The following is a 17,681-nucleotide window of genomic DNA, read 5'->3' on the forward strand; positions in this document are numbered from 1 at the left end:
CGCTTTTGAGGGGCAAAATTAAGCATTATCCGCCAATAATGAACTATTTAGCGGATATTTAATTTATTTTTAAGGCTTACAAGAAACATTCGCACCAATGGTTAAAACGGATTATCCCATCTTCCCCATAACGTGAAATACTCTTTAACGCCTTCTCCACGCTTTTTTCCTTGTCCAGATGTGTCTTTGAAAAAAACTTGTCGGCAAAGCAGATAACCTGTTCCTCCAGTGATACCGGAACCATATCCCGATGAGGAACGGGCAATTGCTGGTCAATAATACTTTGCAAAGATATACCTGCCCCCGTATGTCTCTCACAGACCAACGCATGGCGCGGGAATCCTTCTTTCCGCATCAGATCAGCCCCCAAATATCCATGACAAATATAAGAATAAGATCCGAAACAACAAATACCATCAGCATCTGTCATAAAAATACCGATATCGTGCAGCATTGCCGCTTCTTCCAAAAATTGCTTGTCCAGATTCAATTCCGGATGCTTGCCGGCAATCCATAACGCTTTATCGGCCACCGAACGGCTATGCGTCAGCAGGATATGTTTCAGTTCATTATCTTCAGGATAATATTTATTAATGATAGCAAGTGCGTCCATTCTCAATTAAATTCTTATTTTTGTGCAATATTACAAAATAATCACCACATATCATGAAAACAAAATACATTTTCCTATGCTGCCTCTTGTTTACTTTCAACGCCGTGACCGCGCAAAAAGTTATTACCGGAGCCGAACAGATGGACCACCTCTTACCTATATTAAAAGGGAAGCGTGTAGCATTGGTTGTAAACCAAACCTCCAGGGTAGGAGAAACTCATCTGTTGGACACCCTGCTGGCAGCGCATATACAAATAAAAAAGGTATTCGCTCCCGAACACGGCTTCCGGGGTGACGCCGATGCCGGAGAAACCATCAAGAACGGAAAAGATACCCGTACAGGAGTACCCATCCTGTCCCTTTACGGTAAAAATAAAAAGCCGGCTGCGGCACAGCTACAGGATATAGACCTGATTGTGTTTGACATTCAGGATGTAGGCGCCCGTTTCTATACCTATATCAGCACCATGCAGTATATAATGGAAGCTTGTGCCGAGAACCGGAAACAACTGGTCATCACAGACCGTCCCAATCCTTGCGATTATGTGGACGGTCCTGTGCGACAGAAAAATCAGAAAAGTTTCGTGGGCATGCATCCCATACCTATTTTACACGGTTGCACTGTAGGCGAGTTGGCTCAAATGATCAATGGTGAAGGCTGGTTATCCAATGGCAAAAAATGCGCGTTGACCGTTATCCCCGTAGAAGGTTGGAAACACGGACAACCCTATTCGCTTCCGGTAAAGCCCTCTCCCAACCTGCCCAACGACCAAGCAATTGCCTTATATCCTTCACTCTGCCCGTTTGAAGGTACAGCCATCAGTGTGGGCAGAGGTACTCTTTATCCTTTTCAAGTAATCGGTTCACCGGATATCCGCATCTCCTCCTTTTCTTTCAGACCGGAAGCCTTGGAAGGCTTTGATAAGAATCCGATGTATAAAAACCAATACTGCTATGGCAATAATCTCCGCCATATCACCGCCCCGAAAGGATTCTCTTTAAAATACATCATCACCTATTATCAAGCTTATCAAGACCTTGGAAAAGCGGACAAGTTCTTTACCCGCCCACAATGGTTCGACCTGTTGATAGGGAACCGTACCGTAAGGGAACAAATCACGAAAGGAGCCAGTGAAGAAGAAATCCGTGCAGGATGGCAGAATGAACTGGAAGCCTACAAAAAGATGAGAGAGAAATACCTGCTTTATGAATAATATTTCCTTCCAAGCTGACGGCTTTCGTCAAAAAAGGAGCCAACAACCCAATCTATTCAGGACACGCAACACCATTCCTCTGCATCCACCAAGTCCCAACCACAAACGGCTTTCCAACCGCCAACAGGCGGAATCTGTTTCAATCTTCTTTCCGGAAGGTCTGCATACCCTTCTCACCACCCCGATGATATCCGTGTCCTCACATTCCTCATAAAAACGACAAACGCCATCTCCCTGCATCAAATAACGACTGCCTCTTTTTTGAATAATCCGATGCAATACATACCGGTCTGTCTGCCGGAACAGAATGACATCAAAAAGTTTCAACTCCTCCTTATCATACGGCCCCACCACCACTTCATCCTTCCCATTTCTCAGTAAAGGCATCATGGAATTGCCTTTCACCCGGAACTTCACACTCCTGCCACTTTTGATTTCCGACTCCACCCACGCAAAGAAACATTCATTCGCTATCCGCTTCATACCCATCTCCATATAAAGTACGACATACTAATTTCACCGCCTCCGCATCGGGCAAACACTCCAGATGATAAACAGGAATGGATGAAACCATCTTTTCCAACAGACTACAAACCCCACTGTATAATTCCTCCTCGTATGCAAATGCAGGAGGAGCAGACGGATGCAAAGCTGCATAAGCCTGCAAAGTGTTCAATCTCCGTATCTTATTATACGGTGCTTGTGACAAACGTACACATCCGGCCAACGGATAACATTCCGCCTTATAACAAGGAGTCTTCCCACTCCACGGGCTGCCATATACCCACACGCCCCCCTCTTCATAACGCACAATGGGACTGTCATCATTCAGCAACTTACTTCCTGCTATATTTTCCCTCCACAAACGAGTATGGGTACTTTTGCCGGTTCCGCTTTCACCTAAAAAAAGAACCGCTTTCCCCTTATAAACAATACAACTGCCATGCAAGGCAACCGTATCTTTCCGTACCGTCATCAGACCATACCCCATCCATAAGGCAAATCTTAAAAGACGGGGAGAATAATGACCATATAAACAGATACCTTTCCCAGTTTCACCCATCGTCCGGAGATAAAGCGACGGTTCTCCCTGCGGAGCCAGTTCCAACAAAAAACTATCCCCACTCACACCGAAAGTACCGGTTACATCTTCATATCCGAACCCATAGGACTTTCTCTGAAAAGCCGGAAAATCCCAACCGTTTCCCTCCCAAACAGTAAAATCCGGCAACCAAGCACCCTCGTATACATCTTTTACCAAAACCAGATCCGGTTGCCAAATAAAAGGCTTGAAACCGCTGATACCATCCACCACCTCCATCAACCTTTCGTCCGGCAATGCGAAGCAGTGGCCACCTATTTTATAAATTTGATCCATTGTCTTTTCCATTTAATCTGATTACACGATGACAATATGCCAATGAGCTTTCCCGATGGGCTATCGTAAGAATAGTCAGCCCCCTACACTCCTTCATCAGACTGAGAAGCATTTCATTGACAGCCCGTTCAGTCTCATTATCCAATGCAGAAGTAGCCTCATCCAGTAGAAGCACCTCCGCTTTCTTATACAAAGCACGGGCGATGCCTACCCGTTGTTTCTGACCTCCCGAAAGCCTTCCTCCCCCTTCACCCAAAGGAGTATCCATTCCTTGCGGCAATTCATCCACCCAAGCATCCAATCTCACCTGCCTCACTATCTCCGCTACCCATTCCTTATCTATAAACCGGCATCCCAAAGCAATATTTTCCGCCAAGGTCCCATCCAGCACAAACACTTCCTGTTGCACATATCCCACCTTGCGATGCCATTCCTGCCTCGGCACATCGACAAGCGGCCTGCCATCTATCCGAATAGCGCCTTTATCCGGAGTGACAAATCCCAAAAGCAGATAAAACAAGGTAGACTTACCCACGCCACTCTCACCACAGATACCTACATATTCCCCTTTACGAATAGTACAACAAAAATCCTTTAGAACCTCTTTACTTTCAGGATAAGCATAGGTGAGGTGTTCTATCCGTATCTCTTTTTGAAAAGAAAACGCTTCCTGCCCCCATGATGGAGAAACTGCTTCTATCCCCTTATCCCCCAACCCTTCCTCTATAATCCGCAGAGAATAGACCGCATTCTGTACTTGTGTCCAACCACCTAAGATGCCGCGCAAAGCGGGTAACAGCCGGAAAGCCGCCACAGCAAAGACACCTACCAGCGCTTTGATATCCCCTGTTCCGAAAACGGTGAGCAAGGTCAGTCCCGATATAACTGCCATTTCGGAAAGGCAAAAAGGAAGGTGCTGTATCATTTCCAGTTTCAAACGGCTCTCACTGATTTTCCTTATCCTCTCGGCGAATGCCTGCTGAAAAAAAGGAAACGCCGCATTCAGTTCCAATTCGGCATACCCTTTCATCGTTTCCGTGACCAGCCGGGACTGCTCACGACGAGCCTGCTGCTCCTGCTCACCATAACGGCGCATCGGTTTCCTGATCCCCCATCCGTAAATCAACATAAAAGGCAGAAAGGCAATATACAGCATCAGTACCGTCAACGGAGCGTAAACCAACAAAGCTGCCGTCACCCATAAAATAAGCAGCAGTTCTCCTGTCATGCGAAGCAAGGGGGAAAGAAGATTTAAAGAAAAAGCATAACAAATATAATTTACCTCATATCCCAGCCGGATACTCCCCCTGCTGCGTATAAACAATAATCCCCGTTGATAGTAAGAAGTAAAGAGAGAAAAGCTGAGCCGACGGTAAAGAGACATCAGAAAATGGTTTTGAAAACGTGAAAGCCCCGCTACCAAAGCGTTTTTCACCAAAATAAAGACTATTGCCACCAGACAAAATAACAGGGCGGCATCTTTATCCCTCCCGTCATCCAACAGAAAAAACAAGACAGGCAACAGGGCAGCGAGTCCGGCAAAGTCAAGTAATGCGCAAAGAAATACGGCACAAACCACCCTTATCCCCATTTTCCTTTCATCAGGCAACAACAAACGGCAGATTCTTTTCAACATAAACCGCCTATTTTCGTTCCGTTTGGAAGATGGTATGGGGAGAGCGCAGATGCAACAGAATAGAAATTCCAACCCATTTGCACAGTGAAATGCGCAACACGCTGTTACACGCACGATGAGTATGCAGCATACGTTTGGTTTTATAAACCAGAATACTCCATTTATTCTTCGCCGGAACAAACTTAGTATAGGGTGGCCGGATGATTTCCCGCAAGATTTCCTCCGCCAACCCTTCTCCTCCATATACAGGAACGGAAGTTCCTAAATAATCATTACAAAGGTGAGTCATTGCCAGCATCATATTTCTAAAACGAATATCCGTCACTTCCTCAGGAATATGCAGGCCGTATCTATTCAGCAGGCAAGCCCAGTCGCAAAGATGATGAAGCGCCAGGCCGCGTGCGTAATGCTGGGCGGCATGAAAAGCGAGAAATACAGTATTAAAAGTGGAAGATGGAATGAAAATGGGGTATTTTCCGTCCAATTCCGCCGATACGGGTCGTAGCAGTTCTTGAAGGAGCTTATCCATCTTCACCGCTATATGGTATGTTTCCGAATTAATGAAGGTTTTATGATTTTCTATCGGAATACCTTTATAGTAAAACATACTATGCTTTTCGGAGTGTTCAAGGTCTACCTCTATTCCTTTTTCTTCCATTAACCGGTCTGCCAGCCGGTTGGCCTCGGCATCACTTTTCCGGGAATGGTCTGCCGAATAAGTGAAGATGTCTATATCTCCCCCTTCCCTGTGCGAAGGAATGGGATAATAGGTGGAGAGGCCCACTCCTTTCAACTGGACCGTGGTAATGCCATGCGTTTTATAAAAAGCTGAAAGTTCGGCTATAGTATGGCAGTACCGCCGGTAGCGTTTTTCATAGTTCTCTACCGCCATCGCCCAGTTTAATTTCAAAGCCTTCGGGGGTTGCAAACAGGCCGGCAGGGTCTGTATTCCGTCCCATGCCAAGGCCATCACTCCCTGAGTGCAAGCTAGTTTGTAACACGCCTGCCAAAGGGCAGGAGATATATCGGTAAAAAGGATTTCACTAACCGGCTTTGTGCTGTTCAACGCGGATCGGAGCAAGGCAAATAGCATTTGCTCCGGTTTATCGAGTATTATATCCATTGTTATATCAATCAAGTAAGGCTGAACATTTTTTTAGTGCATCTGCCCAAATCACCACATCTCTTTCGGCCTGCTCTTGAGGAATATGATAAGATTCCACCAACACCAAGGCTGCCTCTTGTAAAGTGAAATCCTTTCCCGAAAGTCGTTTCCAAAGTAAGCAAGCGGAAAAATTAAAGGAAATAATACGGGTCAAATCAGTATCGGGAACACCTTGGTTCACAATTATTATTTCTCCGGCTATGGAGCGGAGTTTGAAATGGGGATTAAGTTTCATAATCTTCTAATCTTAAAAAAAGAAAGCCGCCCGACCTTTCGAGACAGGACGACCTTCTTTTATTACAAATCACTTTCTGCCATGACTAATAACATGATAGCAAATAATTCTCTTATTTTTTATAACTATCCCAACCGGTTCCTTTAAAAGAAGGAGTACCAGTCACGTTAATGATAGAGGAAGCATTTGTTATCGATGAATCAACAACCAAATTGCCGTTAAAAGTACCACCCTCAATATTCAATTCCATAGGTTCGGTGTTTCCGGTACTTTTTGATAATTCCACGTTACCATTAATAATACTAGTACCTTTAACAGTTACTTTAACTCCGTCAGTGTAGGTTGAATAGCCGCAAACATCAAATGCATATGCACCAGTTCCGGCATTAATCGTAGTATTGCTAATCAAAATATTACCACAATTGTTACTCAATACATATAAGGCATTTAGCCCCTTCACTGTCATAGCATCCAACGTCAAATTACAGTAGTTCTGAATCATAATTTTATCATTATCACTTGCCAGTGTTCCGTTTTTCATAGTAACGGTAGAACCTTTCAACAATTGACAACTGTTCGTTTCTGTGCCAGCCGAGCCAACGGTCGGTTTAGCAAGTGTAAGCACATGGTTGTTCAAGTCCAATTCTACAGATTGTCCACTTTGCGTTTTAAAGCCATTACAAGTAGCGTCTCCATTCAAACGTATCTTCACGTTAGCATTACCGCTTAAGTATAAAAGTGCGGACGGATCGGAAAAAGTACCACCGGTAACAGCCAGCGATGCACCTGCACCAACCACATAAATCTTGCCATTCAGTGTACCACCACTGATAGTCATCTGTCCCAAGTCATTGGCTGCACCATTATGACCTTCATTATCCACCACATACTGAGCGGAACCAGTCGTATTGAATGTACCTCCTTTGATTTCAGCCACATGATGATTCTGTACGGTTGCCTGAGACATATTGGTGAACGTACCGTCGTTGATGACAAGCTGGGCTCCATCATCATTTTTAATGGTATTAAGACCTCCGGCAAATGTACCACCGTTTATGATAAGTGAAGGATTCTGATGATTGGTACCACTTACATATCCATTTCGCGGATTCGTATTGGTATAATCATAATACCCATTGGCTATCATCGAAGAATAATGCCCGTTTTGCGATATCTCCACATTTGGATTAATCGTCATCTCGCCATGATTCAGAATATTATAATAGCTGTTACCACCTGAACTTTCTGAATTCTGACCGTTTTCCTTACTTCTAATATAGGTTCCGTCATTAAGAATTACTGTACCGTTATTATAGATACAAGTCTTCCCATGACTTACATTATCCACTGTACCATTTCCGTTGATTGTCAGTTTACTATCCTTATTTACGGTAAATGTATCACCAGATTTGTTGGTAATTTTATGACCGTTCAAATTGATGATAACTTCCTTTGTTGCGGAAATAGTAAAATCTCCCGTCAAGTCTGTGGCAAGAGTATAAGTTCCACCATTTTTTGCGACATTTTGCAAGTCGGCTACGGCAGCATCAACTACTTCAAATGCGTCATTACCGGACAGATTGGGTAATTCAGCCCCCTCTTCTTTATAAATAATGACAGTTGAAGTGTTACCGCTTTCACGAATAATGGCTGTTACTTTGGCACCACTCTTCACTCTTACATTACCGGCTTTTACCTTCAATGTATTAACCGTAATCCCTTTATCAAGAACCAATGTATTTGCAGCAGTAGTTGCCGTTACTTCATCATAAGTAGCTGTTTCGCCATTGGCAGCCAAAGTTACGGTAGAAGAAGGCAGCTCTATCTCAAATTTAGGCGCAGTATCTAATTGCGGTACAGATACCAACACGTTTTCAGGTGCTGAATTACCACTAGCGCCAGTGCTCGCTTCTTTTATAGCAACAGTAGCAGTAGTAGAAATATTTTCAAAGGATATGCTGACATTTTCTGCCGGTGTATTTTTTTTCGGTATTGAAACTGTAGGACTGGCTTCAGTTGGAGCCACATCAGTCACAGAAACCGAATTAGTTGTTGCTAAAGCATCGGCTACCGCTGATACACTTTCAACTGTTGTCGGTACACTTCCGGATACTTCGTCCAACGTTATAGTTGTGGTATAACGTTCGTTACGTTTAGCATCTAAAGCTTTTGTCTTTAAAACCTGGCTTGTAGAGCCATTACCAATGGAAAGTTCCAAGGCAGGATACTCGGCTACAGGCAACGGGAAATAGAATGTTTTACTGGTCACGTCATTGCCAGCAGTAAAGTTTATAGTTATGGAAGAGGAATTTAATGTTCCTGTGGTTGTCAATGTAGGGATACCTTCGGCGAATGCTATTTGTGCATTTCCTGCAATGGCTGGAGCAGTAGTTCTTTCTCGAGCGGTCATAGAAGTCAATTTCGCCCAAATATAGTCCTTCGGGATATTATTGACAGTTACGCTCATCAAAGCACCTGCATTTTTAAATGCCAAGACATCCTGTGCGCTCTCATTTATTTGGCAAGCCATAAGAGCACTGCTGTTTTCTCCTTCCTTATAATTATAGGTATCCTTCAACGTTAATGATATTTTACTTCCATCATAAGAAGCATCGCTGCCATAAGGATAAAAAGCAGCTTTCTTTACAGGATTCTCACCTTCCAGTACTCCTGAGAACCCTGCGTTCTTGGTCCCGGCTCCACTGGATAATGAATAATTAGTGTTAGTATATGTAGAAGAACTTCCATTCGTTACAAAAATGCCAATCTCGTCACCTGTACTCCAAACGACAGAATTGCCATTCATAGCAGTACGCGATTCAGCATCTCCCATAGTGGCACATACTTCATCAACGCCACTTTTCGCCACGCCCAAATCTTCATTGGAACAACCGGTTATTCCTAATCCAAGAACAGCCAAAGATGTGAACAATATCTTTTTCATACGTGTATGTTTTTAAATTATTTATTTCAATTACCAAGGATGTTGGTCATAGTCTTCTGTTCCACCACTTACTGCAAATCCTTTTTCCACTTCTACTTCGATAATCTCCACTTTAGGAGCCTCATACATTTCCATATTGTTTGTTTCCATAATTTCCGTACAATAAATTTAGATTATAATTTTTCAATGATTCTGTTCAGACATTATACGCCCCAATTATATACCATAGAATATTTTTTATAGAAAGATGCTATAATTGCCGTCTGTGGGCAGAAGATTCCTGGCGGTCCGGTGACATACACTTTGTCTCCGCAACCTCGACTTGACAGATAACGGGAAATAAGGATACGCATTCCCGCTTGCAGTGTTGTTTTCATACGTCTGTAAATGTTAGATCAGTCTATCTTGTCAAAAGACTTTGCCTAACTCCCCCTCCTCTGTTCGGCGGTTAATAAAAAAAGCGTGAGGGCTGTATCTTGTTTATCTTATCATCGGGCCTTCGCATTGCCTTGGTCTAGATAAACAACAGCCACCCACGCCATTAGGTATATAGATGCCACAGTAATGGCAGGTATATAACACAGACGTGAGCGTTGTTGTTATCATCTTCAGACCTTTATCAAAGTTGCGAAGTTTGATGATAGAAGATAATTTCAATAACGCTTCTTAAAATATATAACGTTCTACTACGCCATAGTAGAATAGTCGGTACAAATATAATAATTTCTTAAATAGGAAAAACGTTTCTTAGCGATTATTTTTAATAATTGCTACAACAAGCATTAAAAACACTTCTGTATTTCACAATAAATCGACTCAACATAACACCAATATTAATAGAAAGTTATAAGCAATTATGCCCTCATGCTCTCACTAAGAAGTTAACATATTGATAATTAATACAAAACGAATAATAATAGCATATTTCAAAAAGTATCTTTGCCCTCATGCCCTCATTCTACAGAACAAACAAAAAGAGTATATCTATCTTATAATCAACAACATAAACACATACAAAGTCTTAATTCAAAAGTTTATCATTCATTGCATTTTAAGCTTTTTCATCACAGTGTACCCTATTTTATAAGCATCCGATTACATTTTCATGCTGATAAGTTCTACTCAACGTACTTTCCTATTTGTTTTTTCTATTATTTGAAATTACTTAACCACGACTGTGACTAAGTTTAATCACCTTTGTGACTAAAATTAATCACGATAGTGATTAACTCTAATCACAACTGTGATTAAGCAATTTATAATAGTAAAGAACTGCAATATGAATGCCCGATTATCATATAATGATCTCTATATAAACTATCAAGAACTCCCTAAAATGTAGTAGTTACCGTTGTTTCTCCTAGCAAAATATGATAAGATTCGTGTATATAAAAGAGATCTTGTAGGCATTATGCCACTTTTCTTCACCTAAAACGGCAAAATAGACTCTTTTCTCACCTGAGTGATTTTGAAACGAATTCAGCTATATCACATTGAATATAAACACATTATATAGTAATCAGTATAATTAAACAGTGAGAGCATGAGGGCAAATTGTTTCTTCAAAAATATGCTACCATCATTCATTCAACACTCATTATCAATTGATTATATGCATAATGAGAGCATGAGGGCATATTTGCTTATAACTTTCTATTGTTTTCTCCTTTCTTTATTCCTTGATATTACGGATATGTCTGACAGGAACACCGCCCACAACTGTATTTGCCGGAACCTCTCTTGTCACGATCAAACCTGCTGCAATGACAGCATTGTTTCCGATGGTTATTTATCGGATAAATGAAGAATAAGTGCTTTGTTTCTTATTCTATTTATCAAATGTAACTTGTACCATTAGAATGAAGAAGGCTGATTAGTATGAATGTGAATATGCTGCATATAAATTTTCAACCAAAACAATTATGGATTGCCGATGAAAAACTTAAATGTCTAATACATGGTTTAGATTAAGGAGAGGATTTTTCCTCTCCTTTTTTCCTTCCGATACGCCCCATTATCCCTATTTGTTACCAAATGGGTGGGAATGGTGCAATTTAGAAGATATTGTTTCTTTTGGTGGAGGTAAAACTCCGTCAATGGATAATAAAGAATATTGGGATAATGGGAATCATCTATGGGTAACTTCTAAAGATATGAAGTATAGCTATATTACAAACTCCCTGATGAAAATCACAGATAAGGCCTTGGAAGTAATGACAATATATGAGAAAGGTACGTTACTTGTAGTAACACGTAGTGGCATATTAAGACATACTCTTCCTCTTTCTATATTAGAAAAGCCAGCTACAGTTAACCAAGATTTAAAAACTATTTCACCCCATATACAGGAGCTTTCTGAATATCTGTATGTTGTTATTAAAGCTAACGAACACTTTATCTTAAAAGAATATCATAAAGATGGAACGACAGTAGATAGTATTGATTTTGATAAGTTCAGATGCTTACCGATTCCTTTAGCTCCTATCGCAGAGCAAAAACGTATAATTGTTGAGACAAAGCGTTGGTTTGCTTTGATTGACCAAGTCGAACAAGGAAAAGTCGACTTACAAACTACAATTAAACAAGCTAAGAGTAAAATTCTTGGCCTCGCTATTCACGGCAAACTCGTGCCGCAAGACCTAAATGACGAGCCAGCCATTGAACTATTGAAGCGCATAAATCCCGACTTCACACCTTGTGATAACGGGCATTATACACAGTTGCCTGAAGGATGGGCTATTTGTAAAATGAAACAGATTACAAGTATAACGAATGGGAAGTCTCAAAAAAATGTTGAAACACTTAACGGTATATATCCAATTTATGGTAGTGGCGGTGTTATAGGTAGAGCTAATCAGTATCTTTGCATCGCAGGTTCTACAATAATTGGAAGAAAAGGTACAATTAATAATCCTATATTCGTAGAGGAACATTTTTGGAACGTTGATACAGCTTTTGGCTTGAAGGCTAATGATGCTATACTTGATAAATATCTGTATTATTTCTGCTTATCATTTGATTTTAGCAAATTAGATAAAAGTACGGCTATGCCCAGTTTAACAAAAACATCTATTGGTAATGTTTTAATACCCATACCGCCATATAAAGAGCAAGAACGAATTGTGGCTAAAATAGATATGGTGCTTGATACGATGAATGAAATATTACGGGCTGTATAAACAATCCGTTTTTGTTCTGCCTTCGGTGGTATAGGTATCTCTTATTTTGAGTATTCAGAAATCCAATATCGTTTATGAGTGTCACCTATCAATCTGGTTACACTCATAAACATTGCCACATAATCAATCTCAATATCACTGTGTATTTTTAGAATCTTCATTACTGATGATTTTACCTTGAAAGGAAAAACAACTAGTTTTGAATCTGTTGTAAAATCATCAAAGATTATACAAGGAAGATTTGAGCATATCCCTGTCGTTTCATTGGTATAACCAATTATAAAAGACTTACCTGCGGTTAAGACTGGTATTGAGTAGGAATCATCATAAGCCGTTGAATTTATAATATAAGCAGTAGGTTGTTCATAATCTACAACTTATTCAAGCCTGCACATAGCCCATCCTTCAGGCAACTTCTTATCATGTTCGATATATTCTCTTATATTGTTACTGTATTCATTATAAATCAATGTAGTATGGTAACAAAATTCAAAAATCATTTGGCAAAGACTAATCTCGCCAAGAACACCGTTACATCGTATGTGTGGACGGTACAGTATTTCCTCAATCATTATGGAGAAGTAAACAAGAAGAACCTTTTGGCATACAAGGGGTATTTGGTGGAGAACTTCAAACCACAGACGGTTAACCTGCGATTGCAAGGAATTAACAAGTATCTGGAGTTTACGAAACAAGAAAAACTAAAAGTGAAGTTCGTAAAAGTACAGCAAAAGAACTTCTTGGAAAATGTAATCAGCGATGCTGATTATAAATTTCTTAAAGCCCAACTTAAAGTAGATGGTTATGAGGAGTGGTATTTTATTGTGTGGTTTATGGCGGCTACCGGAGCACGTGTTAGTGAATTACTCCACATCAAAGCGGAACACATTAAAGTGGGCTATCTTGATTTATATAGTAAAGGCGGAAAGATTCGACGACTATACATCCCCAAGAATCTACGGACAGAATCTGAAAAATGGTTGAAAAACCAAGGCTTGACATCCGGTTACATCTTCCTGAATCGTTTCGGACAGCGTATTACTACTCGCGGAATCGCTTCCCAACTCAAGCATTTTGCAGAAAAATACGGAATGAACAAGGAGGTAGTTTATCCTCATTCGTTCCGTCACCGTTTTGCCAAAAACTTCCTTGACCGCTTTAATGACCTTGCTCTACTAGCCGACCTAATGGGGCATGAAAGCATAGAAACTACACGCATCTATCTACGTCGCACTGCCAGCGAACAGCAGAAGATTGTGGATAAAGTGGTTAACTGGTAAAGTCGCATCAGCCTTTAGAAGTGTATTCATTTACACTTCTAAGGCATTTTGAATGTTATCAAGAACAGAGAATAGTTCTTCTATCTTTTGAACAATGCGTTGTTGTTCGGCAAGTGGAGGAAGTGGCATTTCAATTTTATGTAAAGCATTGGAAGATAGTCCAAGTAATCCAATACCTTTCCCTCCTATCAGATTGTTTTCCTTTAAATATGCAAATGTGTAGTAATAAAATGGCACACATAAATCTATCTTTGGACGAAGTCTATGAATATGATTTTGAATGCAAATATCGTAATCATAATTCCATATTGCAGAGCGTCCAATATCTCCACCTTCGCATACAAGTAAATCACCCTTCGTAACAGTGCATTTATTCAATTCGCTTTCTTTGAATGGCATTTGTTTTATTGCTGTAAAATCAAACTTATTCCAGTACACATTGGATGTGGTTAAATAATCCTTGAATATACCTTCTTTGTTTGACGAATTGAGTGCTTTGCCTGTATTGTGGCTAAAAAGTTCTCCTAGAATAGTTTCTATCCATCCAACGGGATAATGCCCGTTATCACAAGGTGTGAAGTCGGGATTTATGCGCTTCAACAGTTCAATGGCTGGCTCGTCATTCGGATCTTGCGGCACGAGTTTGCCGTGAATAGCAAGATTGAGGATTTTACTTTTTGCCTGCTTGATAGTTGTTTGTAAATCTTCCTTGCTATTCTTGATAGTATCAATTAAAGAAATCCACTTGGCCACCTCTACAACAATTCTTTCTTGTTCCTTTAAGGGTGGGATAGGTATCATTAATTGCGAAAGCTTTTGAGCATTGATATTAGACTGATTAACAGCATCCGTTTTTACATTATAGCACCAATTACGATAATAGCTGCTATTCATTACAGTATTAAGGTAGTCTGAAAAAATCAATATCGGTCTAATGCGAATAAGATAGCCAGCATATATGGCTGGTTGTTCTTTCTTATAGATTGCCGTTTTCCCTACCCATTCACTACTGTTTGTGCGATTGAACAGTAAATCGTCTTTTTCAAGTGAGTACAGCTTAATATCTTCATTATTTGACGAATACACTAAATTAGAATAATCGATTGTACCGACATTAGTAATATTCCCCATTCGCAAGACAGCTATTTTTCCCACACTTAAAGACTTCTCTGAAGTTCCGTATTTCAATTCGCACACAATATCTTCTAAATTGCACCATTCCCACCCATTTGGTAACAAATAGGGATAATGGGGCGTATCGGAAGACTTTGCAGACTTCTTACTCCGTTTGATTTTGCCTTCTTTTATCAGTCGTTCTTTTTCAGCCTTGATTCGTTCGAGCAGAACTGATGCTGGTTCATCGTTGGGATCTTGGGGTACAAGTTTTCCATGTATCGCAAGGTCGAGTATCTTTTGACGTAACGCTTTTGTATCCATCGTTATATTTCTGTTTGTAATTGTGCAGTTTTGGCTGCACAATTACTATTCATGTTCTTCCAGTCTCTTTAATTCCTCATTTTCTTCAAACTCTTCAATCCATTCCTTCACCTTAGCTTGCAATAAAGCCTTGTTGGGGAGATAGAGTTGATAAGCAGAAGCATAGATGTTAGCATCCTTAGGCAAGGTAAGTTCCACTAGTGCATCGTTCTTCTCCTTACACAGTAGAATACCAATTGTCGGCTTTTCAAAGTCTTGTTTGACATAGCGGTCGTAATAGTTGACATACATCTGCATCTGCCCAAGGTCTTGGTGAGTTAGTTTGTCTATCTTCAAATCTATAAGCACATAGCATTGTAGCAAACGATTGTAAAACACCAAGTCAACAAAGAAATGCTGCTCATCAAATGTGAACCTTTTCTGCCTTGCTTCAAATAGAAATCCTTTGCAAGTTCTAATAGGAATTGCTGCATCTTGTTGATAATGGCATTCTCTAATTTAGACTCTGAATAAACTGCATCGGGTTTTAGACCAAGAAACTCTAATGTGATGGGATTCTTGATAATGTCTGATGGTTTCTCAATAGATTGTCCTTCCTTAGCCAACCGCATTACTTCATCTTTGTTACGGCTCAAAGCCAATCTCTCATAAAGACAGCTTCCTACTTGACGGCTGAGTTGTCTTTTAGACCATTGTTGTTGAGTACATTCTATTTCATAGAAACTGCGGGCATCCGGATTTTCCACCCTCATCAGTATAAGATAATGAGACCATGAGAGAGCGAATGTCGGCTCAGAGATACATTCCTCTGACTTCGGATAATCGGCTAACCACTGGTTAGCCTTTTGACTCGGCTTTGGACAACCACTGGTTAGCCCTTTAGAAAAAACAATATAAAACTGCCGTATATTCTTAAGCGTTGAATATGACCATCCATCTCCCAACCTATCAGTCAGACGTTTGGAGAGTTCTTTCAGCACCGCCTTTCCATATTCGGCTCTTGTTTCCCCCTTTTGCTCATATTCTACTATATATTGTCCGATATGGAACTTAGTATAAACCTCAGCTATATTGACGGCTGTTGCCACACGTTCCCTTGCCTGCGTGACAAGGTTAACAACCTTCAAGAACAGGTCGTTTATATATTTATCATTTGTGAAAATCTCTTTTCCCATAACTCAATTTTCTTCAATATTCGCAAGTAGCTTTTCAAGTTCAACCACAGCAGCACTTATCGTTTGGCTTTTATCCTTTATATCAGCCATCAGCTCTGCCAATGAACGGTTGTCCACCTCACCACCTTGCTTTATCCAAGTAATGTCAAGACTTGTTTTGTCTCTGGCAAGAATTTCATCTACAGGGTATTTACGCCAACGACCTTGCGGATTATTTTCTGCATCGTATGTCTCTACTCGATTATTATAGCAAGAAACAAAATCATCCAAATGATGCCGTTCCAGTTTATTGGTGGCAAGCGTATGCTTTATATCTGTACGGTAGTCGTAAAACCATATTTCCTTGGTCGGTTGTCCTTTGCTGAAAAACAACACGTTGGCTTTTACGCCTTGGGCATAGAAAATACCTGTAGGTAAACGCAAGATAGTATGCAAATTAAAATCCTGCAATAAGCGTTTACGAATAGTCTCACCTGCTCCAGCCTCAAAGAGAACATTATCAGGAAGTACAACTGCTGCACGTCCTCCCGTTTTGAGCATAAGCATCATGTGCTGGAGGAAATTTAACTGGTTATTCTTGGTCTCTACATAAAAATCCGGGCGGTTAATATCCACCGATCCAGCCGGACGAGTTCCAAAAGGAGGATTGGCAAGAATCACATCTACAAGAGTTGACGGTTCTTTTTCCAAAGAATCCTCACAAACAATCGGACTACGGTCTGTACCAATACCATGCAAATAAAGATTCATGGAAGCAAGCGTCACCACTAAAGGCGTATTATCCACACCATGCAAAGCTTTGTCACGCAAGAAATCACGTTTTTCTTTACTTGCTGACTGACCTTTCATATAATCGTAAGCTGTAAGCAAGAATCCACCCGTTCCACAAGCCGGGTCACAAACCGTTTCCCCCATTTGCGGATTGATACAATCTACCATTGCCTGAATAAGTGGACGAGGAGTAAAATACTGTCCTGCCCCGCTTTTCTTGTCTTGTCCATTCTTTTCAAGAATGCTTTCGTAGATAGCTCCTTTCACATCACCGTCCATAATGAGCCATTGCTCCTCATCAATCATGGTGATGACCTTTTTCAGATAAACAGGCTTGTCTATCTTGTTTTGCGCCTTCGTATAAATCGTACCTATCAGATTATCCTGCTCACTAAGCAATTTAAGGGTCTCTTCATATTGTTTTACCAAATCCAAGCCATCAAGTACTATCAAATCTGCCCACTGATAACCAGTTGGAATAGCCGACTCTTCTCCAAACATTTCTACATTTTCGGCATCCATCTTCAAGAATAAAAGATAGGTCAGTTGGGTAATATAATCAGTAAATCCAATTCCTTGTCCGGCAAGAGTGGTTGCCAGATTCCATACTTTTTTGGTGAGCGATTGCTCTGTTGTATTATTTGTTGCCATTTC

Annotated in this window: 12 protein-coding genes and 2 pseudogenes; 3 read left to right on the forward strand and 11 right to left on the reverse strand. The window is 40.7% G+C overall.

Annotated features, from left to right (window positions below; genetic code table 11):
• Positions 1-76: 76 nt before the first annotated feature.
• Positions 77-613, reverse strand: a complete 537-nt coding sequence (locus GKD17_RS15880; RefSeq protein WP_007832008.1) for an HD domain-containing protein — start codon at positions 611-613, stop codon at positions 77-79.
• Between the two features lie 53 nt (positions 614-666).
• Here GKD17_RS15880 and GKD17_RS15885 point away from each other — a divergent pair, with 53 nt between their 5' ends.
• Entirely contained in the window at positions 667-1,827 is a 1,161-nt protein-coding gene (locus GKD17_RS15885; RefSeq protein ID WP_007832006.1) for an exo-beta-N-acetylmuramidase NamZ family protein, read from the forward strand.
• Between the two features lie 27 nt (positions 1,828-1,854).
• Here the strand turns inward: GKD17_RS15885 and GKD17_RS15890 are convergent, their stop codons facing one another.
• From GKD17_RS15890 to GKD17_RS23795, 7 genes and pseudogenes are all read right to left on the reverse strand, one after another.
• The gene (locus tag GKD17_RS15890; protein ID WP_007846233.1) at positions 1,855-2,322 is read right to left on the reverse strand and encodes a S26 family signal peptidase; all 468 of its coding nucleotides are present in this window, start codon (positions 2,320-2,322) and stop codon (positions 1,855-1,857) included.
• Entirely contained in the window at positions 2,291-3,205 is a 915-nt protein-coding gene (locus GKD17_RS15895; protein WP_007846231.1) for a hypothetical protein, read from the reverse strand. The genes GKD17_RS15890 and GKD17_RS15895 overlap by 32 nt, the downstream gene beginning before the upstream one ends.
• A complete protein-coding gene (locus tag GKD17_RS15900; protein ID WP_007831999.1) occupies positions 3,189-4,841 on the reverse strand; it encodes an ABC transporter ATP-binding protein in 1,653 nt (550 codons plus the stop codon). Before GKD17_RS15900 ends, GKD17_RS15895 begins: the two co-directional genes overlap by 17 nt.
• A 7-nt stretch (positions 4,842-4,848) precedes the next feature.
• A complete protein-coding gene (locus tag GKD17_RS15905) occupies positions 4,849-5,964 on the reverse strand; it encodes a nucleotidyltransferase domain-containing protein (RefSeq protein WP_007831998.1) in 1,116 nt (371 codons plus the stop codon).
• 7 nt (positions 5,965-5,971) lie between these two features.
• On the reverse strand, positions 5,972-6,241 hold the full coding sequence (locus GKD17_RS15910; RefSeq protein ID WP_007831996.1) for a PqqD family protein: 270 nt from the start codon (positions 6,239-6,241) through the stop codon (positions 5,972-5,974).
• Positions 6,242-6,353: 112 nt separating this feature from the next.
• Complete coding sequence (locus GKD17_RS15915) at positions 6,354-9,185, reverse strand: fimbrillin family protein (protein WP_007831994.1); 2,832 nt, start codon at positions 9,183-9,185, stop codon at positions 6,354-6,356.
• A gap of 1,672 nt (positions 9,186-10,857) precedes the next feature.
• Positions 10,858-10,974, reverse strand: a pseudogene (locus tag GKD17_RS23795) (sugar O-acetyltransferase); the annotation flags it as partial.
• 157 nt (positions 10,975-11,131) lie between these two features.
• Between GKD17_RS23795 and GKD17_RS15920 the strand changes: the two are divergent.
• Positions 11,132-12,364, forward strand: coding sequence for a restriction endonuclease subunit S (locus GKD17_RS15920; RefSeq protein WP_120173280.1), 1,233 nt, complete (start codon positions 11,132-11,134; stop codon positions 12,362-12,364).
• Positions 12,365-12,840: 476 nt separating this feature from the next.
• Positions 12,841-13,644 carry a tyrosine-type recombinase/integrase gene (locus tag GKD17_RS15925; RefSeq protein WP_032571425.1) on the forward strand — a complete coding sequence of 268 codons (804 nt, stop codon included), beginning with the start codon at positions 12,841-12,843 and terminating at the stop codon, positions 13,642-13,644.
• A gap of 30 nt (positions 13,645-13,674) precedes the next feature.
• Here the strand turns inward: GKD17_RS15925 and GKD17_RS15930 are convergent, their stop codons facing one another.
• The 3 genes and pseudogenes from GKD17_RS15930 to GKD17_RS15940 all read right to left on the reverse strand — a co-directional run bounded on the left by GKD17_RS15930 (position 13,675) and on the right by GKD17_RS15940 (position 17,678).
• Complete coding sequence (locus GKD17_RS15930; protein ID WP_120173279.1) at positions 13,675-15,081, reverse strand: restriction endonuclease subunit S; 1,407 nt, start codon at positions 15,079-15,081, stop codon at positions 13,675-13,677.
• A gap of 45 nt (positions 15,082-15,126) precedes the next feature.
• Positions 15,127-16,256 (reverse strand): annotated as a pseudogene (locus tag GKD17_RS15935) (PDDEXK nuclease domain-containing protein).
• A 3-nt stretch (positions 16,257-16,259) separates the two neighbouring features.
• Positions 16,260-17,678, reverse strand: coding sequence for a type I restriction-modification system subunit M (locus tag GKD17_RS15940; protein WP_007831976.1), 1,419 nt, complete (start codon positions 17,676-17,678; stop codon positions 16,260-16,262).
• Between the last annotated feature and the right edge of the window lie 3 nt (positions 17,679-17,681).

The sequence above is a fragment of the Phocaeicola dorei genome, assembly GCF_013009555.1.
GTDB lineage: Bacteria > Bacteroidota > Bacteroidia > Bacteroidales > Bacteroidaceae > Phocaeicola > Phocaeicola dorei.